Below are 19,235 nucleotides of genomic sequence, written 5' to 3' on the forward strand. Positions count from 1 at the left end.
CCTGCGTCCGGACCGACCTTCCTCCTACGCCCGAGCCCCGCCCATGATGGCCGCCAACACTAACACCGCCGGCACGACCGCGCCGTCCACCGGCGAGACCACCGACTACGTGACCGTGCTCCTCGGCGACGAGCTGTTCGGCCTGCCGATCGACCGGGTGCACGACGTCTTCATCGCCACCAATCTCACCGACGTCCCGCTGGCGCCGCCGGAGATCAAGGGCCTGCTCAACCTGCGCGGCCGCGTCGTCACGGCGCTCTGCCTGCGCCGCCGCCTCGGCCTGCCGGACCGTACCGGCGACGGCCGTAACATGGCGGTGGGCCTGGAGCATGGCGGCGAGGCCTACGGGCTCCTCGTCGACCAGGTCGGCGAGGTGATGAAGCTCTCGGCCGACACCTACGAGCCGAACCCGGTCCATCTCCACAACCGCTGGCGCGCCGTCTCGCGCGGGGTGCACCGCCTCGACGGCCGCCTGCTGATGATCCTCGACGTCGAGGCGGTCCTCGCCTTCGGCGACGAGCGCCAAGCGGCCAGCGCGGCGTGATCCCCGGGGGCGGCCGGATGAGAACCTTCCTGATCGTCGACGACTCGGCGGTGATCCGCAAGGTGGCGCGCCGGATCATCGAGGGCCTCGGCTTCCGGGTCGCGGAGGCCGAGGACGGCCGCGAGGCGGTCGAGCAGTGCCGCTCGCACATGCCGGACGCCGTTCTGCTCGACTGGAACATGCCGCACATGGACGGTTACGACGTCCTGCGCGCCCTGCGCCGGCTGCCCGAGGGCGACCACCCGAAGGTGCTGTTCTGCACCATCGAGAACGACGTCGCGTCGATCGCCCGCGCGCTCCAGGCCGGCGCCGACGAGTACATCATGAAGCCCTTCGACAAGGACATCATGACCGCCAAGCTCCAGGCGGTCGGTCTCGCTTGAGGCCGACCGCGCGGCGGGCCTTGACCGAGGCCCGCCGCGCCGTGAGCCGCTCCCGGCGGCCCGCGAACGACGAGACGACCGAGACGCCCCGGCTACGCACTGGGGCCCGATCCCCCGGCCGCCCCGTGGCGCGCCCACCGAGATCCGCCATGGCCGCATCCGCCGCGCCCTCCACCCCATCACCGAGCGCCGGACCGCGCATCCGCGTCCTCGTCGCCGACGATTCCGTCGTGGTCCGCGGCTTGGTCTCGCGCTGGCTCGAAGAAGCCGGCTGCGAGGTCGTCGGTACCGCCTCGAACGGCCGCATCGCCCTCGACGCCCTCGACCGGGTCCAGCCCGACATCGTGCTCCTCGACATCGAGATGCCGGAGCTCGATGGCACCCAGGCGCTGCCCCGGATGCTGGCCAAGCGCCCCGGGCTCCAGGTCGTGATGATGTCGACCCTGACGCAACGCAACGCGGAGATCTCGCTCCGCTGCCTGGCGCTCGGTGCGATCGACTACCTGCCCAAGCCCGAGGGCAACCGCGGCGTCACCACCCAGGCGAGTTTCCGCGAGGATCTGGTCCAGAAGATCCGGATGCTCGGGACCGACCTGCGCAACCGGCCGCGGGCGCGCCCGGCCGCGATGCCCGAGCGGCCGGGCCCGGTCGGCCTGCCGGAGCGCCCGGCCATCGCCGCCCCGGCCCCGGCGCCGCGCCCGGCCGCGGCGGCCGTCCCGGTGAGCGTGCGCCCGCGCCCGCTGCGGGTCACGCCGCCGCGCTGCCTGCTCATCGGATCCTCGACCGGCGGCCCGCGGGCAGTCGGGGAGGTGCTCGAGGGCATCGGCGCCGCGACGCTGCGGCGCGTGCCGGTCCTGATCGTCCAGCACATGCCGCCGGTCTTCACCGCGGTCTTCGCCGAGCATCTCGGCGCCCGGATCGGCCTGCCGGCGGCGGAGGCCAAGCACGGCGAGGCGGTGCGCCCGGGCGTCGTCTACGTCGCCCCCGGCGGACGCCACATGGGGCTCACCGGCACCGCCGCCGAGGCGGTGATCCAGCTCAACGACGGTCCGCCGGTCAATTTCTGCCGCCCGGCGGTCGACGTGATGTTCCGCGACGCGGCCGAGGTCTATGGCGCCGCCACCCTGTCGGTGATTCTCACCGGCATGGGCTCGGACGGCACCAAGGGCGCCAAGGCCCTGGTCGATGCCGGCGGGGTCATGCTCGCCCAGGACGAGGCGACCTCGACCGTCTGGGGCATGCCCGGCAGCCTGGTGAAGGCCGGCTACGCCCACGAGATCCTGCCGCTGCCGGCGATCGGCCCGGCGCTCCGCACCGCCATCGGCGGTCACTGATGGATATCCTGCCACGGATCCGGGGGAGGATGCCGCGTCGATGACCGAAACCGAGTTCGATTTCCTCCGCCTCTATCTCAAGCAGCGCTCCGGCCTCGCCCTCACGGCGGAGAAGCGCTACCTGGTCGAGAGCCGCCTGTCGCCGGTCTGCCGGCGCTTCAACCTCGCCGGGCTGACCGAGCTGATCGGCTGCCTGCGGCTCGCCCGCGACGGCGCCATCGAGCGCGCGGTGGTCGAGGCGATGACCACCAACGAGACCTTCTTCTTCCGCGACCGCACGCCGTTCGACCTGTTTCGCGACGTGCTGCTGCCCGGCGCGCTGACGGCCCGGGCCGGCCAGCGCCGCCTGCGGATCTGGTGCGCCGCCGCCTCGACCGGCCAGGAGCCGTACTCGCTGGCGATGCTGCTCGCGGAAGCGGCCCCCCGGCTCGCCGGCTGGCGGGTCGAGATCGTCGCCACCGACCTCTCGACCGAGGTGCTGGAGAAGGCCAGGCTCGGCCTGTACAACCAGTTCGAGGTCCAGCGCGGCCTGCCCGTGCAGCTGATGCTCAAGCACTTCACGCAGGTGGGCGAGCAGTGGCGCATCGCGGAAGGTCTGCGCCAGATGGTCGATTTCCGCCCGCTCAACCTGCTGCAGCCGTTCGAGCAGCTCGGCACCTTCGACATCGTCTATTGCCGCAACGTGCTGATCTACTTCGACACGGTGACCAAGGCCGACGTGCTGCGCCGCATCGCCGACCAGCTCGCCCCCGACGGCGCGGTGCTGCTCGGCGCCGCCGAGACGGTGATCGGCATCACCGAATCGCTGATGCCCGATCCCGAGCATCGCGGCCTCTACCGGCACGCCAGGGCCGGGACGAGCGCGACGGTCCCGGTGCCGAGCCTGGCGGTGCCGAGCGCCGCGGCACCGACCGCCTCTGTGGCGGCCACGGCCGCGGCCGGCCTGCGCTGGGCGACCCGCTGAGATCCCAGGGGCAGGGCCGCCTCGCCCGATCTCGTGCGCGAAGAGGGGCCGGCTTCCGCGGGAAGCCGGCCTTCGGGCGTGCGGCCGTCGTCCGCACCGCCCCACGGCCACAGCCCTGCGCAAGGCGGGCGGAGGAGGATGTTGGCGATCCCGGGCGAGGCCCCCAAAGCCCGGTGCCTGACATCCTGCAAGCTTCGGAGACTTTGCGGTCTCTTCACCTGAAGTGAAACCCTCAGGGTCATCCCGGGACCCGGCGCAGCCGAGAACCCGGGATCCATGACCGCTCACGACTCAGGAAGAGGTGGAACGCGATCCGCCTCGTTCGTCGACCTCGGCGATTATGGCTCCCGGGGTCCGCTCCGCGGCCCCGGAATGACGCGGAGGGTCTGAAGAGCGTCTGCGGAATCTGATCCGTTGGACAACCTGGACGAAATCCCGCAGCCGGCCGGGTGCGATCACGACCGTCATGCCCGGCCTGTGCGTCGTCCGTCGACCGCTCGACAAACCCTCCACCCACCAACGAAAAAACCCCGCCGGAGCGGGGTTCTTTCGTCCGTCCGGCCCGAGGGCCGGTCGTCAGACCGCGATACGGTCCTCGTCCTCGGTCGGCTCGCGCAGCACGTAGCCGCGGCCCCACACCGTCTCGATGTAGTTCTTGCCGTGGCTGGCATTCGCCAGCTTCTTGCGCAGCTTGCAGATGAACACGTCGATGATCTTCAGCTCGGGCTCGTCCATGCCGCCGTAGAGATGGTTCAGGAACATCTCCTTGGTGAGCGTGGTGCCCTTGCGCAGGCTGAGGAGCTCCAGCATCTGGTACTCCTTGCCGGTGAGGTGCACCCGGGCGCTCGCCACCTCGACCGTCTTCTGGTCGAGGTTCACGACCAGGTCGCCGGTGGTGATCACCGACTGCGCGTGGCCCTTCGACCGGCGCACGATCGCGTGGATTCTCGCGACCAGTTCATCTTTGTGGAAAGGTTTGGTGAGGTAATCATCGGCGCCGAAGCCGAGGCCCTTCACCTTGTCCTCGATCCCGGCCATGCCGGAGAGGATCAGGATCGGGGTCTTGACCTTCGCCACCCGCAGCGAGCGCAGAACCTCGTAGCCCGACATGTCGGGCAGGTTCAGGTCGAGCAGAATGATGTCGTAGTCGTACAGCTTGCCGAGATCGACACCCTCCTCGCCGAGGTCGGTCGTATAGGTGTTGAAGTTCTCGGACTTGAGCATCAACTCGATGCTCTGCGCCGTCGCGCTGTCGTCCTCGATCAGAAGTACCCGCATCTCAGGTCCCCAAGCCCTGGCCCTCAAGGGTTAAGGCAAGCCCCCGCCGCCCGTCTCCCACCGGCCCGTGGGGGACGCCCGTTATCTTCCGAACCGCGACGCTATGCCCGAACGGTTAACAAACCCTGTTCCTGTCCCGCAAGCGGTTAGGAAACCGCCGACGGTCCGGACGCTTGCGGGTTGGCGTTCCGTTCCGGCCGAATCGCGGTAGCATACCTGCATCGCGCTCCTGCCGGGCCGCCTAAATGACTCGCATCATTGAGGCCCGCCCCTGATGTTGCGCCCGCGCCACGCCCCCGGAGAACCTCCGGGCACCCGAAGCGGATCCCATCTGCCTCAGTGTTAAGGAGAGGGGTAAATGGATCGTTGATGGAATCCGGCAATGGCAGCGTCACGGTTCGGGAAACCGCCTCGTATCAACAGGATGGTGCCGGGAGAGGGTTTATGAGCGGGTCCGCGGCCGGGGGGGGGCGTTTCGAGGTCGCCCACGCGGCGCTCGCCGGCATCGAGGAGGTCGAGACCTTCGGCCGGGTGGTGGCGGTGCGCGGCCTCCTGATCGAGGTCGCCGGCCCGGTGGCGGCGATGCGGCTCGGCGGCCGTCTCGATGTCGTGGTGAACGAGGCCGCGGGCACCGCCGTGCCCTGCGAGATCATCGGCTTCTCCGGGCCCCACGCCCTGGCGATGCCGTTCGGCTCGCTCCAGGGGGTGCGCCGCGGCTGCCCGGCCCGGGTGCGGGCGGAGGGCGCGGGCGCGATCCGCCCGAGCCGCGCCTGGCTCGGCCGCGTCGTCGACGCGCTGGGCCGCCCGATCGACGGCAAGGGGCCGCTGCCGCCGGGGCCCGCGGCGTACGGCCTCCAGGCCGATCCGCCGCCCGCCCATGCCCGCCGCCGGGTCGGCCCGCCCCTCGACCTCGGGGTCCGCTGCATCAACACCTTCCTGACGATGTGCGCCGGCCAGCGCATGGGCATCTTCGCCGGCTCCGGCGTCGGCAAGTCGGTGCTGCTCTCGATGCTGGCGCGCTACACCGCCGCCGACGTCGCGGTGATCGGCCTCGTCGGCGAGCGCGGTCGCGAGGTGCAGGAATTCCTCCAGGACGACCTCGGGGAGGAGGGCCTCGCCCGCTCCGTCGTGGTGGTCGCCACCTCCGACGAGCCGGCCTTGATGCGCCGCAACGCCGCCTACGTCACCTTCGCCCTCGCCGAGTATTTTCGCGATTGCGGCGCGCAGGTCCTGTGCATGGTCGATTCGATCACCCGCTTCGCCATGGCCCAGCGCGACATCGGGCTCGCCGCCGGCGAGCCGCCGACCGCCAAGGGCTACACGCCGACCGTCTTCTCCGAATTGCCGCGCCTGCTCGAGCGGGCAGGGCCCGGGACCGGCGAGGGGGCGATCACCGGCCTGTTCACCGTGCTGGTCGAGGGCGACGACCACAACGAGCCGGTGGCGGACGCGGTGCGGGGCATCCTCGACGGGCACATCGTGATGGAGCGGGCCATCGCCGAGCGCGGGCGCTACCCGGCGATCAACGTGCTGCGCTCGGTCTCCCGCACCATGCCGCGGGCCTGCGACCCGGATTTCCTTCCCGTGGTGCGCCGCGCCCGCCGGGTGCTCTCGACCTATGCCGACATGGAGGAGCTGATCCGGCTCGGCGCCTACCGCCCGGGCAGCTCGCCGGAAGTCGACGAGGCGATCGGCCTGATGCCGGATCTGGAGGCTTTTCTGGGGCAGGGTAAGGAAGAAGCAACCTCCATCCGCGAGGGTTACGAACGCCTCGCCGCGATCGTCGGCGGGCCGTGAGGGCCGGTCGCGCGGTCCGCCGACGCGGCCGCGTGACGGCGCGTGGCGGGCTCACAGCTCGGCCGCAAGCCGCTGTCGGGAGTAGAGTACCAATGAAGTCGCGGGACACGCTCATCCGGCTGCGCCGCTTCCAGGCCGACGAGAAGCGCCGCAAAGTCGCGCAAATCGAGGCGATGATCGCCGATTTCGCCCGTATGGCCGCCGATCTCGACCGCGAGATCGGCCAGGAGGAGCAGCGGGCCGGGATCTCCGATCCGGCCCATTTCGCCTACCCGACCTATGCCCGCGCGGCCGCGCAGCGCCGCGACAACATCCGCCGCTCGGCCGAGGACCTCGACGTCCAGCTCGCCGCCGCGAAGGCGGCGCTCGCCGAGGCCTTCGAGGAATTGAAGAAGGTCGAGATCCTCGATGACCGCGAGCGCTCGGGCGAGCGCGCCGCCGAGAACGCCCGCGACCAAGCCAGCATGGACGCGATCGGCCTGGGCCGCGCCCGGGGCTGACGAATTACCCCGCCAACAGGGGGATCTGCCCGGCAGCCATGCGGGGCAGGTCGCCGGTGAGCCGCGGATCCGGCGCGACCTCGATCGCTCGTGCGTAAGCGCGGAAGCCGGAGCGGCGGTAGAAATCGACCGCACCGGGATGGTCGAGGGTGCAGGTATGCACCCAGAACCGGTCGATCGGCCGCGAGAACGCCCGGGCCACGGCCTCGTCCATCAGCCGCCGCCCGAAGCCCCGGCCGACCGCCCCCGGCACGAGGCCGAAATAGGCGAGCTGCACCTCTCCCGGCCGGCGCCGGTCGAGCTCGAGAAGGCCGATATCGCCGTCCTCCCCGACGAGGGCCAGGGTCTCGACGTCCGGATCACCCAGGATTGCCGACAGCGCGTCGTCGCTCATCCGGGCCCGGCCGAACCACAGCCAGGGCGTCCCGATCGCCGCGTAGAGCGCCCGGTAGCGGGCGACATCCGCGCCGATCGCCGCGAGCCGCACGGGCTCGCGCGGTCCCGGGGGAGGGGGCTCGCGCATCTCCAGGTAGGTCACCACGGCGGCGACGTGGGTCGGCGGCAGAGCGGTGTAGCCGTCGAGGTTCAGGCGCGGTCCGTCGGTCGGGTGGTCGCTCACGGCGCGGATGTCTCCTGTCGGGAGGGCGGGCCCCGAGGGGGCCGGGCCGTTTCCCTTGTGTCAAGCTTTCCCGTGCCACGCTGTCGCGATGCAGGCTCCGCACCGTCCGGACGACTGGCCGAACGGGGCTTGGCCATTAGATGACGAATCGGGCCGGCCGCCGGACCGTTGAGAGGCACGACCATGCACGACGCCCACGCGCGGGACCGGCGCCGCTTCACGGTCGTCACCGAACCGCGCGCGCAAGTCACACGGCGCATGATCGAGCGCGGCGACGGACCCGCCCTCGAATGGATCGAGGCCGAGCCCGCCGGCGAGCCCCGCGGCGCGCCGCTCCTGTTCGTGCACGGCGCCTTCGGGGGCGCCTGGATGTTCGAGGAGATCTTCCTGCCCCACCTCGCCCGGCGCGGCCGCCGCGCGGCGGCGGTCAGCCTGCGCGGCCACGGCCGCAGCGGGGGCGGGCGCGACCTGCGCGCCGCCTCGCTCGCCGATTACCTCGCCGACCTGACGCTCGCCCTGGCGCAGTGGGACGAGCCGCCGGTACTGGTCGGGCACTCGCTCGGCGGATTGCTGGCCCAGCGCGTCCTCGGCCACGTGCCACTGCGCGGCCTCGTCCTGATGGCCTCCCTGCCGCCGGAGGGCCTCGGCCTCGTCGGCCCGCGCATCGCGATGACCGATGCGGGCTTCTGGGTCGAGGCGCTGGCAGGCTCGCTCCTGCCCGGCCGCGAGCCGGCGGTGGCGCTCGCGCGGCACTGGCTGTTCTCGGAGGGCCTGCCGCTGGAGCGGGCGCAGAACTACGCCGCCCGGATGTCGGCCGAGAGCCCGGTGGCGCTCGCCGAGGCCCACGTGCCGGTCCTGCCGCTCTCGGCGGCCTTCGCGGGCGTGCCGGCCCTGGTCCTCGGCGGCGCCGACGACCGCATGATCTGGCCGGCGACGACGTGGCGCACCGCGCTCTATCACGGCGCTCAGCACCGCACCGTGCCGGGCATCGCCCACTTCCTGCAGCTCGATCTCGGCTCGGAGGGCGTCGCCCGCCTGCTCCTCGACTGGCTCGACGCCAGAGGGGCCTGAACGGGAGAGCCTAAACGGGGCCCGCGGACCGGCGCGCCCCGGCCGGTAGCATCGCGGAAGCGGCACGAAACCGTCACGATCCCATGAAAGGAGGGGCCCGCCGCGACGGGCCGTCCTTGCGGTCGCCCGCAGGGTCGGGCAGAAGCGCGCGCGAGAATTGGGGACGCGACGACCGCGATGAAGAAGATCAAGGATTTCATCTGGCCGGTCATCGGCCTCGGGGCCGTCGTGGTCTCGGTCTACCTGCTGTGGCACCTGCTGAAGGGCCTGTCCTTCGCCGACGTGAAGGCGAGCCTGGCGGCGATCCCGCCGCACCGCTACGCCCTGGCGGTCCTCTCGACCCTGGTCGCCTACGGCGCGCTCGCCTGGTACGACCGGATCGCGCTCCTGCATCTCGGCGTGAAGGGCATCTCCTGGCTCTTCGTGTCGGTCTGCTCCTTCACCACCTACGCGCTGTCGCACAATATCGGCGCCTCGGTGTTCTCCGGCGCCGTGGTGCGCTACCGCGCCTACACGTCGAAGGGGCTCTCGCCCGCCCAGGTGGCGGTGCTGGTGGCGCTCTGCTCCTTCACCTTCGGCCTCGGCACGGCATTCCTCGGCGGCCTGGTGCTGGTGCTGGAGCCCGAGCTGCTGCAGCGCGTCGCGAGCCTGCTGCCGCCGGTGCTCGCGAGCCCGACCACGGCCCGCCTCGTCGGCTTCGGCCTGCTCGGCTTCGTCGCCCTCTACGTCATCGGCTCGATCCTGCACTTCCGGCCGCTGCACATCCGCTCGTTCAAGATCGAGTATCCGCGCCCCAACATCATGGGCCGCCAGCTGATCGCCGCGCCGCTCGAGCTGCTGGGCGCTGCCGGCATCATCTACTTCGCCCTGCCCGAGGTCGGGAATCCGGGCTTCCTCGTGGTGCTCGCGGTGTTCCTCGCCTCGTTCTCGGTGGCGCTGGTCTCCAACGCGCCGGGCGGCATCGGGGTGTTCGAGCTCGTCTTCATCACGGCGATGCCGGACCTGCCGAAGACCGACGTGCTCGCCGCCGTCCTGATCTTCCGCCTGTTCTACCTGCTCGTGCCCTTCGCCCTGGCGATCGGCGTGGTGCTGCTGTTCGAGCGCGGCCGCCTCGCCGACGCGCTGCGCAACAAGGCGAAGTCGCCGGCCACCGTGCCGCCGCCGCCGGTCGACGGCCCCGGCATCACCCCTGACCTGCGCGACGTTCCGGTGCGCAAGGCGGTATGAGCCGCACCCGCCTGCGCCGCGCCGGGCTCGGTCTCCGCGCCCTGCTCGGCCTGCCGGCGGGCGGTTTCCTGATCCCGTACCGGCATGCCGGTACGGCGCGGGCGGAGGGCTACCCGGCCCTCCGCCCGATCTTTTTGAGGGCCGAGCCCGCATTCCGGGCGGTCCTGGCGGCGATCGAAGCGCATGCCCCCGATCTCGACCGCATCGCCGCCGGCGGTCCGAGCCTCATCGGCGAGCGGCCGGCGCGCTTCGCCCAGGACTGGTTCCCGCGCCTCGACGCCGCCGCTGCCTATGCCCTGGTGCGGCGCGAGCGGCCCCGCCGCATCGTCGAGATCGGCTCGGGCCACTCGACCCGCTTCCTCGCGCAAGCCGTCCGCGACGGCGGCCTCTCGACCGCGATCACCTGCATCGACCCGGAGCCCCGCGCGCCGCTCGCCGGCCTCGGCCTGCGCCACGAGGCGCGCCTGTTCGGGCCGGCGGATGCGGAGGCGGCGGCGGCGCTCGAACCCGGCGACGTGCTGTTCATCGATTCGAGCCACGTCGCGATGCCGGGGACCGACGTCGACCGTCTCCTCCTCGACGTGCTGCCGCGTCTCGCCTCCGGCGTGCTCGTGCACCTGCACGACATCTTCCTGCCGGACGCCTATCCCGACGCGTGGGCCTGGCGCGGCTACAACGAGCAAGTGCCGGTCGGCACGCTGCTCCAGGGCGGCGCCTACGCCCCGCTCTTCGCCAGCCGCTACGTGGCGATCCGGACCGGCTGGCCCCTCGACGGCGTCCTCGCGCGGCTGCCCCTGCCGCCGGGAGCCTTCGAGACCAGCCTGTGGCTGCGCAAGGCGTGAGATTTTCAGTCGAATCGCTCGAATGCCACCAATCGGGTGTGATGCCGGATTAACGCCGGACGCCCATCGTGGTCCCCGCATCCGGCCTGACGTCGCGGCCGCGAGGGGGATACGGGCATGCATGCGGGTCTGACGGTCGGGCTGGTCGCCCTCGGAATCCTGGCGGCGGTGGCGCCCGCGGAGGCGCGGGGCCGGCGCGGCGGTGGCGGCGTGTTCTTCGTCTCGGGCCGGAGCCATGCCGCCCCGGCGGAGAGGTCGACCGGCCGGGCTCCGGCGCAGGAGCCTCGGACGCGCACGGCGGCGGCCGAGGCCGGCGGGCCGGAGCCGATGACCACCGGTGCCACTCTGCCGGTCGTCCCGCGCGAGGCTGCTCCCGCGCCCGTTCCCGCCCCGGCGCGGCCCTGGTGCACCGGTCGGGTGTTCGGGTCCGGCGAAGGCTTCTGCGCCATCAACTAGGGCATTGTCCGACCAAGTGGCCGCCGGCCGGGCGGAGAAAATGATGCAAAAACAAGAATCTAAGCAGAGTTGCCCCGTGCAACTCTGCTTAGAGCAGCGCTTGATGGCACCGTGATCGGGTGCTGCTCTAGCGCGAGGAGAGCCGGTCGCGCGGGAGAGACCGGCGGTGTCTCAGTGACCGCTGGTGCGGGCCGGCGCGGAGAGGCGCTCGACGTTGTTGCGCACGTGCTCGCGGTAGCGGTCAATCACCGCTTCCGGCGTGCCGCCGCCGAGCAGGGTGCCGGTCGCCTCGAGGGCCGCGCCGATCTTCTCGCTCACCATCCGCTGCGCCTCGACCTGGCCGGCCAGCCCGCCCCAGGCGAGCTTGACCAGGCGGAGCTCGATGACCCTCTGGGATTCCATGGCGAGCATCGCCGTCGCGTACCAAGCGTCCAACATCCCGATTTCCTTCGCGTTTTGCAAAAACTGCAGGCGGCCCGGGCCGGCTCCGTGAGGAGACCGGCCCGGGAATGGATCAGGCAGCGCGGGCGCGGGGCACCTTGAACGCCGGGAGACGCTCCATCCGGCGGGCGAGGTCCTGCCAGCAGGCGAGCGCCGCATCGACGGCCCGGGTCATCTCGGCGGCCTGGAGCTGCGCGAGGTCGCCCGGCGTGCGGACCGTCAGCGCGGCCTTCCAGAAGGCGAGGGCCGCCTGGCTCTCGCCCTGGAGGAAGGCCACGAGCCGGCCGTTGATCTCGATGAAGCCCTGCATGGCGGCGAGCGGGACCTCGTCCCGGCCCTTCGCGCCGGGCTGCCCGGGCGCCGCTTCCGGCGCGTCCGCGGTCGCGGCGGGGGCCTCGTCCGCGACCGGCTCGGCGACGGGCGCCTCGGCGGTCGCCGGAGCAGCGTCCCGACCGTCCGGATCCTGCGCCAAGGCCGGCTCGGGCTCGGGGGCGACGGCTTCGGCCGCCTCGGCCGTGGGCTCCTCGGCGACGGGCACCTCGATCGAGGCATCCGGCGACGCGTCGTCGACCTTGGACTCCTCGATCTCGGCGTCGTCCTGCTCGGCCTCGTCGATGGCCTCGGCGATGGGCGCATCGGCCGCCTGTTCCGGCTCGGCGGCCTCCGCCGGCGCCCCCCCGGCCTCGGCGGTCGGCGCGGTGTCGGGCTGCTCGGCCTCGGCCTGCTCCGTCCCGGCCGGGGCCTCGATCTCGGCGGTCACGTCCATCATCGCCTCGTCGGACATCGGCTCGCCGGCGGTCGTCTCGCTCGCGGTCAGTTCGCTCGACTTGGCAGGATCGTCCATCCGCGCCGCCGTCCGGACGGGGGGCGGCGGGGGGGCTTGCGGGTTCTGTCGCTGCGGCGCGTCGTGGTCATGGCTCGGCCTCCTCGGAGTAGCGGGCGCCGCGTCCCTGGCGCGTCGCCCGGCGGGCGGCCGCCCTCGCCCGATGCGGGGGCGGACGCGCGGAGCCGGCGCGCCGGCAGGCTCGTCCGGGGCACCGGCAGGTCGGCGCGGATCGAATCCGCGCGGCCGATCGGCGGCGCGACAGGACGCGCCGTCGGTCACATTCCCTGGGCCGCGGACCGTCGGTGGATCGCGGGCCTGCCGTCCGCGATCGTCGCGACGGCCGGATCGGGAATGGCGTTCGGCCCGGCCTTCGTGACGAGGCGGAGCCTCGTTCCCGACGGGCCCGGGCCTCGGCCGGGTTGTCATCGCGCCTTATCGACGAAGCGGATCCCGGTTCGTCGAAGATCTGCGGCAAGATCAGTGATCCGAGCCTCCGCCGATCGTGCTGCGATCGGTGGAAGCTCCAGGCGTGATTACGCCTTGGCCTGGGCCTTGCTCAGGTCGGCCTTGATCGCCTCGGACAGGGTGGCGAACTCTTTCGCCTGGCCCTGCAGCGCGCTCATCTGGTTGCGCATGTACTCGCCCTGGAGCTCGAGCGCCTCCTTGACGTCGCGGCTGCGCACCAGCTTCTCGGCGAGATCGAAGGTCGCCGTGGCGTGCTGCTCGGTATAGTCGAAGCCGCGGGCCACGGCGGCGCCCATGCCGGTCTGCGAGGTCTGGGTCGAGGACTGCACGGTCTCGGCGAGCTTGCGGGCGGAGCCGAGGAAGGTGCCGAACGCCGTGCGGGCGTTCTGGACGCCCTTCTCGGCGAAGTCGCGCATCTCGGACGGGATCTCGAAGGGCTTCTGGGTGCTGCTCATGGGCGTTGCCTCTGGCTGTCGCTACGCGCGCCGCCCGTGAGGATTTGTGCGACGCAGCAATTACGATGCTGCAATGCAGCGCGAGAGTCAACGGGTCGCGCAGGGGGGAGGGCTTGCGGCGGCGCGAAACAGCGCTAGGACCGCGACCCCTCCCCGCGGCTCCGCTAGAGACGACGGATGATCAATCGCGCCCGGATCGGACGAAGGATCTCCCCTCGCCAGCCGAATCCGTCGATCGATCTCCGCTTTGCTCTAACAAGTCGGCGCCGATGCGGCAGCGGACGGGCTCGATGCCCGGATCGCGCTCGCTCAGCCTTCACACGTCACGTTTCGTTAAGGTTTTCGGCGCCGAATCGCGGCAATCTGGCGTTAACGAAACAGCGTGATACTCACGGACAATCGTGATCCCGGGTTCGGGACATCCTCGGCTGCCGCCGGCAGCCCTACGAGTACCTGACGAGGACTGCCGATGCGTGCCCTGCGGTTCCGCCCCCATCCCGCCATCCTCGCGGCCGGCATCCTCGGCCTCGGCACCCTGTCGGGCTGGGGCGCCTACGCCGTCTCCTCCTCGGGCAGGAGCGCGCTGCGCGCCCAGCTGGCGGAGACCGAGGGCCAGCGCGACGCGCTCGCCGCGCGCTTCAAGCAGTTCCAGGACGTCGAGGCCGAGCTGCGCGACCGCCAGGCCAAGATCGCCGCGACGCGGGACGAGATCGCCCAGCTCGGCGCGACCCGCGACAAGGCCAAGGCGCAGCTCACCGCCACCCAGCGCGACCTCGCCTCGCTGACCAAGCGCCTCGACCAGGCGAAGGACAAGGTGACCCAGACCGGCAGCATCACGCCGCCCGCCGCCGACGCGGCCAAGAAGCCGGCGCGGTGAAATGAAGCCGGCGCGGTGAAATGAAGCCGGCGCGGTCGGTCGCGCGTCGAAGAGAGGACGATCGATTGTCCAGTCTCGACGTCGTCCCGGGGCCGCGCAGCGGAACCCGGGATCCATAATCGCTGACAGCGCAGGATGAGGCGGAATACCCTCCGCTTTCATCTTCGACCGCAGCGTTGATGGATCCCGGGTTCTCGCCGTTCGGCGAGCTCCGGGATGACGCAGAGAGGTGTCGCCGTCGATGCCGGATCGATCGACTCGCCGATCAGGCAGGCTTCTGGGCGGGAAGAACTCGAAAACAGGCTCAGGCCGGAACGAGCTCCGCGGCCTGCCGCGGGGATTGCAGCACCGTCTCGGCCTCGCGGCGCGACAGGCTCTCGACCAGGGCGGCCCAGCGCATGCCGACTTCGTGGCCGAGGGTGAGCTGGCCGGCCTCGTCGTAGCGGCGCCAGCCGCAGCGCGGCGCGCCGTCCGCCCCGATCTCGTCGTAGGTCTCGTAGCGCGCGACCAGGCGGTCGTCGCGGTCGTATTCCCGGTGGAACCAGCACATCCCGAACACCCGGCCGCCGCGGCCGAGCATCCCGGCGCTTTCGAGCCGGTGCTCGCCAGGGATGCGGAAGATGGTCTCGAAGGCGGGAGGCGCGTAGCGCATGGGCATCTCCGTCGCGAATCTGTCGAGGGAGCGGCGCCGACACGGACGGGGCGCCAAGTCGGGCCCGGCGGCGCCGGGCGGCGCGGCTCCGGGAGCGCCCCCGGAGATCACGCGTTAATTATTCCTAAACAATTTGTGCGCCGCAACCATCCGTGCGTCAAGCCTGGATGATTCGGCTCGCAAGCGAAAGAACTACTGACCTTTCGCAGCGATCGCCTCGGCCCATGCCACCGAGCGGCGGGCCATCGGGATATGCTGGCGCTCGAACATGCGGCCGTTGATCTGGATCGCGCCGCGCTTGGCGTTCTCGGGGCGCTCGTAGACCGCGATCACCGTGCGGGCGACCGCGACCTCCTCCTCGGTCGGCGCGAAGGCGGCGTTGGCGAGGGGGACCTGGTTCGGATGGATCAGGGTCTTGCCGTCGAAGCCGAGGATGCGGGCCTGCTCGCATTCCTGGCGGCAGCCGTCAGTGTCGGAGAAGTTGTTGTAGACGCCGTCCAGGATGGTCAGTCCCTCGGCACGAGCGCCGGCGAGCGCCGTCATCAGCCAGGGCATCATCGGGGCCCGGCCGGGCACGATCTGCGTCCAGGTGTCCTTGGCGAGGTCGTTGGTACCGAGCACGAAGCAGGTGAGCCGGGTGCCGGGATTGCGCCGGGCCGCGGCGATCGCCTGGATGTTGAGGATCGAGGCCGGGGTCTCGATCATCGCCCAGATCTTGATCTCCGGCGGCGCGTCGAGGGCTTCCAGCCGGTCGGCGATGTTCTCGAGCACCGCCGGGGAGGAGACCTTCGGCATCAGGATCGCGTCGGGCTTCGCCTCGATCGCCGCGCGCAGGTCGGCCTCGCCCCAGGGGGTCTGGGGGGCGTTGACCCGGATGATCAGCTCGCGCTCGCCGTAGCCGCCCTGGCGCACCGCGGCGCAGACCTGCTCGCGCGCCGTCTCCTTGGCGTCGGGCGCTACCGCGTCTTCGAGGTCGAGGATCAGGGCGTCGGCCGCCAGCGTCCGCGCCTTCTCCAGCGCGCGCTGGTTGGAGCCCGGCATATAGAGCACGCTGCGGCGGAGGCGGAGGTCGATCATCGAAGGCGTTCCCTTGCGGTCGATCCCTGCTTACGGCAGCGCGCGATTGCGTTGCAACATGCCCGGCGGATTCCGCCACCCTGCGGTCCACGCTCCAGGCGAACAGGGCGCCTCCCACGACCTACTCGGCGGCGATGCGCCGGGGCCGGAGATCGAGGGAGGCGTGGCCGAGCGTCTCCGCCACCGCCGTCAGGGTCCGCGACAGGGCGTCGAAGCCGGGGCGCGGCACGAGCTTGCGCTCGTCCATGTAGAGGGCGCGGTTGACCTCGATCTGCAGGGCGTGGCGGCCGAGCGCCGGCTCGCCGTAATGCTCGGTGATGAAGGCGCCCGCATAGGGCTTGTTGCGCACCACCCGCAGGCCGTGGCCGCGGAAGGCCGCTTCGGCGCAGTCGACCAGATCGGGCGCACAGGAGGTGCCGAAACGGTCGCCGAGCACCACGTCGACCGCGGGCCCCTCGTCGCGGGCGAGGCTGGTCGAGGGCATCGAATGGCAGTCGATCAGGACGGCGTGGCCGAAGGTCCGGGCGGTGCGCGCCACCAGCTCCTTCAGGGTGCGGTGATAGGGCTTGTACAGCTCCTCGATCCGCGCCATCGCCTCCTCGACCGGCAGGCGGGCGCGGTAGATCTCCTGGCCGTCCGCCACCACCCGCGGCACCGTGCCGAGGCCGCCGGCCACCCGCATCGAGCGCACGTTGACGAAGGGCGGCAGCCGCCCGTCGAACATCCGCGGGTCGAGCTCGTAGGGCTCGCGGTTCACGTCGAGATAGGCCCGCGGGAAGGCGGCCCGCATCAGCGGCGCGCCCAGAGACACGACGGGCGCGTAGAGCCGGTCGACGAAGGCGTCCTCCGAGCGGCGCAACGCCACCGCGTCGAGCCGCGACGCCGCCACAAACGAGGCCGGGTAGACCGCTCCCGAATGGCCGGTGTTGTAGACGAACGGCAGGGTCTGCCGCTCCGGCTCGTCCACCCGGAAGGGCGGCGTGAACAGGCTGGCGGGAGAGACCCTGCTCATCCGGCCGTCCGGAGGAGGAGGGTGGGGACGGGACGCGATCGCACCTTCATCCGGCTAATCTGGCGCCCCTTCCCCGGCCTGTCCACTGCGGCGACGGGGCCGACGCAGCGTCAGAATTCCGCCGGGGGAAACCGGCCCGGACGGCCCGGCGTCAACACTCTGTTTACCACGCGGCCGCTTTATGGAATGAACGCACCGAATCGGTATCCGGGACTTTCGTTCATGAAGATCCTCCTCGCGGAAGACGACAACGACATGCGTCGCTTCCTCGCCAAGGCGCTCCAGAACGCGGGCTACGACGTGGCCTCGTTCGACAACGGGCTCTCGGCCTACAACCGCCTGCGCGAGGAGCCGTTCGAGCTCCTGCTCACCGACATCGTGATGCCCGAGATGGACGGCATCGAGCTGGCGCGCCGCGCCACCGAGCTCGACCCCGACATCAAGGTGATGTTCATCACCGGCTTCGCCGCGGTGGCGCTCAACCCGGATTCGAAAGCTCCGAAGGACGCCAAGGTCCTGTCGAAGCCGTTCCACCTGCGCGAGCTGGTGACGGAAGTCGAGAAGCTGATGGCGGCCTGAGGCCGCGGCTGGCGCAGCTGTCCGCGGGCCCCTATATCGGGGTCCTCCCCAGCAGCGCGCGAGCGGACGGATGCAGCCGGTCACGATCTACACCACCAGCTGGTGCCCCTATTGCGCGGCGGCGAAGTCGCTGCTGCAGGAGAAGGGCGCCGCCTTCACCGAGATCGACGTCGAGGCCAAGGCTGGCGCCCGGCGCGAGATGATCGACAAGGCCGGCGGCCGCACCAGCGTGCCGCAGATCTTCGTCGGCACGACCCATATCGGCGGCTGCGACGACCTCTACGCCCTCGACCGCTCCGGCAAGCTCGATCCGCTCCTCGCCGGCTGACGCGCCTTACGACGTCGCGCCCCTGGCGGGGCGGTGGCGTTCCGGCGTAAGCTTTTCGGAGTCTTCCGGAGTCGCCCCCATGACCGCTCCCCGCTTCGTCGCCGCCTGCGTGCAGATGCGCTCCGGCCGCGACCCCGCGCAGAACCGCGACGCCGCGGTGGCGGGCATCCGCGAGGCGGCGGAACGCGGGGCGCACTACGTCCAGACGCCGGAGATGACCTCGCTCCTCGAGCGCGACCGGCCGAGCCTGTTTCAGAAGATCCGCGCGCCGGACGACGACTCGACCCTCGGCGCGCTGCGCGACGTCGCCCGCGAGCGCGGGGTCGTGGTCCATGTCGGGTCGCTGGCGGTGAAGAACGGCGACAAGGTCGCCAACCGCGCCTTCGTGATCGACCGCGAGGGCGCGATCATAGCTGCCTACGACAAGCTCCACCTCTACGATGTCGACCTGCCGAACGGCGAGAGCTACCGCGAGTCGGCGACCTATACCGGCGGAGCCCGGGCCGTCGTCGCCGACCTGCCCTGGGGCCGGCTCGGCGTCGCGATCTGCTACGACGTGCGCTTCCCCGCCCTCTACCGGGCCCTGGCGGAAGCGGGCGCCGAGATCCTGTCGGCGCCCGCCGCCTTCACCCGCCAGACCGGCGAGGCGCATTGGCACGTGCTCCAGCGCGCCCGGGCGATCGAGACCGGCTCGTTCATGATCTCGGCCGCGCAGGGCGGCCGACACGAGGACGGGCGCGAGACCTACGGCCACTCGCTCATCGTCGACCCCTGGGGCCGCGTGCTCGCCGAGGCCGACGGGAACGAGCCCGGCGTGATCCTGGCCGAGATCGACATGGCCCTCGTCGCCGATGCGCGCGCCCGCATCCCGGCCCTGCGCCACGCGAAGCCCGTGGTGGTCGAGGCCGCCCGGGCCTGATGGACGGGCTACGGCCGCGCGGCATTCCCTTGGTGTCGGATTTCCGCCACAAGGGGGCCTTCGCGCATCGCAGCCCCTCGCAACCGCGCGCCCGCCCCCCGATATTCCGGTCATGATCCGCTACGCCCTGTCCTGCGATTCCGGCCACAGCTTCGAGAGCTGGTTCCCGTCGAGCGAGTCCTACGACGAGCAGGCGCGGGCCGGCTTCGTGACCTGCCCGTTCTGCAACAGCCCGAAAGTGGCCAAGCAGATCATGGCGCCGTCCCTCGGCCGCGCCGCGAACCTGCCCGCTCCCGTCGAGGCGCCGAGCGCGCCTGCGGCCCCGGCCCCTGCCGAGGCGCCGGTCAGCCTGGTCTCCGAGCCCGAGCGGCAGCTGCGCGCGATGATCCGCGCCCTGCACGAGCACGTCGCCCGCACCGCCGACCATGTCGGCGAGAACTTCGCGTCGGAAGCCCGCCGGATGCATTACGGCGAGACCGAGCAGCGGGCGATCTACGGCGAGGCGAGCCTCACCGAGGCGCGCTCGCTCCTGGAGGAGGGGATCGCGGTGCAGCCCCTGCCGTCGCTGCCGGACGATCGGAACTGAGCG

At 71.5% G+C, this 19,235-nt stretch carries 23 protein-coding genes; 15 read left to right on the forward strand and 8 right to left on the reverse strand.

The window, feature by feature from the left end:
• The first annotated feature begins 43 nt into the window (after positions 1–43).
• The 4 genes from DK412_RS17795 to DK412_RS17810 all read left to right on the forward strand — a co-directional run bounded on the left by DK412_RS17795 (position 44) and on the right by DK412_RS17810 (position 3,225).
• Positions 44–544 (forward strand): chemotaxis protein CheW, encoded by a 501-nt coding sequence (locus DK412_RS17795; RefSeq protein WP_093569635.1) that lies wholly within the window; start codon positions 44–46, stop codon positions 542–544.
• A gap of 17 nt (positions 545–561) precedes the next feature.
• Positions 562–927, forward strand: a complete 366-nt coding sequence (locus tag DK412_RS17800) for a response regulator (protein WP_109975343.1) — start codon at positions 562–564, stop codon at positions 925–927.
• Between the two features lie 149 nt (positions 928–1,076).
• The gene (locus DK412_RS17805; protein ID WP_109973034.1) at positions 1,077–2,261 is read left to right on the forward strand and encodes a chemotaxis response regulator protein-glutamate methylesterase; all 1,185 of its coding nucleotides are present in this window, start codon (positions 1,077–1,079) and stop codon (positions 2,259–2,261) included.
• A gap of 40 nt (positions 2,262–2,301) precedes the next feature.
• Positions 2,302–3,225: a protein-glutamate O-methyltransferase CheR gene (locus DK412_RS17810; protein ID WP_109973035.1), complete on the forward strand. Its 924-nt coding sequence runs from the start codon at positions 2,302–2,304 to the stop codon at positions 3,223–3,225.
• A 576-nt stretch (positions 3,226–3,801) separates the two neighbouring features.
• Here DK412_RS17810 and DK412_RS17815 read toward each other — a convergent pair.
• Entirely contained in the window at positions 3,802–4,503 is a 702-nt protein-coding gene (locus tag DK412_RS17815) for a response regulator transcription factor CtrA (protein ID WP_109973036.1), read from the reverse strand.
• A 444-nt stretch (positions 4,504–4,947) separates the two neighbouring features.
• Here DK412_RS17815 and fliI point away from each other — a divergent pair, with 444 nt between their 5' ends.
• Both fliI and fliJ read left to right on the forward strand, forming a co-directional pair.
• Positions 4,948–6,300, forward strand: a complete 1,353-nt coding sequence (fliI, locus tag DK412_RS17820) for a flagellar protein export ATPase FliI (protein ID WP_109973037.1) — start codon at positions 4,948–4,950, stop codon at positions 6,298–6,300.
• 92 nt (positions 6,301–6,392) lie between these two features.
• Positions 6,393–6,800 carry a flagellar export protein FliJ gene (fliJ, locus tag DK412_RS17825; protein ID WP_109973038.1) on the forward strand — a complete coding sequence of 136 codons (408 nt, stop codon included), beginning with the start codon at positions 6,393–6,395 and terminating at the stop codon, positions 6,798–6,800.
• Positions 6,801–6,804: 4 nt separating this feature from the next.
• On the opposite strand, the gene DK412_RS17830 is transcribed toward fliJ, so the two are convergent.
• Entirely contained in the window at positions 6,805–7,419 is a 615-nt protein-coding gene (locus DK412_RS17830) for a GNAT family N-acetyltransferase (protein ID WP_245447040.1), read from the reverse strand.
• A gap of 183 nt (positions 7,420–7,602) precedes the next feature.
• Here DK412_RS17830 and DK412_RS17835 point away from each other — a divergent pair, with 183 nt between their 5' ends.
• The 4 genes from DK412_RS17835 to DK412_RS17850 all read left to right on the forward strand — a co-directional run bounded on the left by DK412_RS17835 (position 7,603) and on the right by DK412_RS17850 (position 11,015).
• Positions 7,603–8,490 (forward strand): alpha/beta fold hydrolase, encoded by an 888-nt coding sequence (locus DK412_RS17835; protein WP_109973039.1) that lies wholly within the window; start codon positions 7,603–7,605, stop codon positions 8,488–8,490.
• A 177-nt stretch (positions 8,491–8,667) separates the two neighbouring features.
• Positions 8,668–9,717, forward strand: a complete 1,050-nt coding sequence (locus DK412_RS17840; protein WP_109973040.1) for a lysylphosphatidylglycerol synthase domain-containing protein — start codon at positions 8,668–8,670, stop codon at positions 9,715–9,717.
• Positions 9,714–10,559, forward strand: coding sequence for a class I SAM-dependent methyltransferase (locus DK412_RS17845; RefSeq protein ID WP_109973041.1), 846 nt, complete (start codon positions 9,714–9,716; stop codon positions 10,557–10,559). The genes DK412_RS17840 and DK412_RS17845 overlap by 4 nt, the downstream gene beginning before the upstream one ends.
• A gap of 117 nt (positions 10,560–10,676) precedes the next feature.
• Positions 10,677–11,015 carry a hypothetical protein gene (locus DK412_RS17850; protein WP_109973042.1) on the forward strand — a complete coding sequence of 113 codons (339 nt, stop codon included), beginning with the start codon at positions 10,677–10,679 and terminating at the stop codon, positions 11,013–11,015.
• 171 nt (positions 11,016–11,186) lie between these two features.
• Here DK412_RS17850 and DK412_RS17855 read toward each other — a convergent pair whose 3' ends face one another.
• From DK412_RS17855 to DK412_RS17865, 3 genes are all read right to left on the reverse strand, one after another.
• A complete protein-coding gene (locus DK412_RS17855; protein WP_109973043.1) occupies positions 11,187–11,453 on the reverse strand; it encodes a hypothetical protein in 267 nt (88 codons plus the stop codon).
• A 76-nt stretch (positions 11,454–11,529) separates the two neighbouring features.
• The gene (locus DK412_RS17860) at positions 11,530–12,300 is read right to left on the reverse strand and encodes a phasin family protein (protein WP_109973044.1); all 771 of its coding nucleotides are present in this window, start codon (positions 12,298–12,300) and stop codon (positions 11,530–11,532) included.
• A gap of 515 nt (positions 12,301–12,815) precedes the next feature.
• Complete coding sequence (locus DK412_RS17865) at positions 12,816–13,202, reverse strand: phasin (RefSeq protein ID WP_109973045.1); 387 nt, start codon at positions 13,200–13,202, stop codon at positions 12,816–12,818.
• Between the two features lie 469 nt (positions 13,203–13,671).
• On the opposite strand from DK412_RS17865, the gene DK412_RS17870 reads away from it, so the two are divergent.
• On the forward strand, positions 13,672–14,079 hold the full coding sequence (locus tag DK412_RS17870) for a hypothetical protein (protein WP_109973046.1): 408 nt from the start codon (positions 13,672–13,674) through the stop codon (positions 14,077–14,079).
• 304 nt (positions 14,080–14,383) lie between these two features.
• Here DK412_RS17870 and DK412_RS17875 read toward each other — a convergent pair whose 3' ends face one another.
• The 3 genes from DK412_RS17875 to DK412_RS17885 all read right to left on the reverse strand — a co-directional run bounded on the left by DK412_RS17875 (position 14,384) and on the right by DK412_RS17885 (position 16,820).
• On the reverse strand, positions 14,384–14,731 hold the full coding sequence (locus DK412_RS17875; protein WP_109973047.1) for a hypothetical protein: 348 nt from the start codon (positions 14,729–14,731) through the stop codon (positions 14,384–14,386).
• Between the two features lie 192 nt (positions 14,732–14,923).
• The gene (locus DK412_RS17880; RefSeq protein WP_109973048.1) at positions 14,924–15,808 is read right to left on the reverse strand and encodes a CoA ester lyase; all 885 of its coding nucleotides are present in this window, start codon (positions 15,806–15,808) and stop codon (positions 14,924–14,926) included.
• 121 nt (positions 15,809–15,929) lie between these two features.
• Entirely contained in the window at positions 15,930–16,820 is an 891-nt protein-coding gene (locus DK412_RS17885) for an N-formylglutamate amidohydrolase (RefSeq protein ID WP_109973049.1), read from the reverse strand.
• A 222-nt stretch (positions 16,821–17,042) separates the two neighbouring features.
• Here DK412_RS17885 and DK412_RS17890 point away from each other — a divergent pair, with 222 nt between their 5' ends.
• The 4 genes from DK412_RS17890 to DK412_RS17905 all read left to right on the forward strand — a co-directional run bounded on the left by DK412_RS17890 (position 17,043) and on the right by DK412_RS17905 (position 19,232).
• The gene (locus tag DK412_RS17890) at positions 17,043–17,399 is read left to right on the forward strand and encodes a response regulator (RefSeq protein WP_048427828.1); all 357 of its coding nucleotides are present in this window, start codon (positions 17,043–17,045) and stop codon (positions 17,397–17,399) included.
• A gap of 70 nt (positions 17,400–17,469) precedes the next feature.
• Positions 17,470–17,727 carry a glutaredoxin 3 gene (gene grxC, locus DK412_RS17895; RefSeq protein ID WP_109973050.1) on the forward strand — a complete coding sequence of 86 codons (258 nt, stop codon included), beginning with the start codon at positions 17,470–17,472 and terminating at the stop codon, positions 17,725–17,727.
• A 79-nt stretch (positions 17,728–17,806) separates the two neighbouring features.
• Positions 17,807–18,646 (forward strand): carbon-nitrogen hydrolase family protein, encoded by an 840-nt coding sequence (locus DK412_RS17900; RefSeq protein ID WP_109973051.1) that lies wholly within the window; start codon positions 17,807–17,809, stop codon positions 18,644–18,646.
• 112 nt (positions 18,647–18,758) lie between these two features.
• Positions 18,759–19,232 (forward strand): DUF1178 family protein, encoded by a 474-nt coding sequence (locus DK412_RS17905; RefSeq protein WP_109973052.1) that lies wholly within the window; start codon positions 18,759–18,761, stop codon positions 19,230–19,232.
• Positions 19,233–19,235: the final 3 nt, after the last annotated feature.

It is taken from the genome of Methylobacterium sp. 17Sr1-1 (assembly GCF_003173775.1).
Lineage (GTDB): Bacteria > Pseudomonadota > Alphaproteobacteria > Rhizobiales > Beijerinckiaceae > Methylobacterium.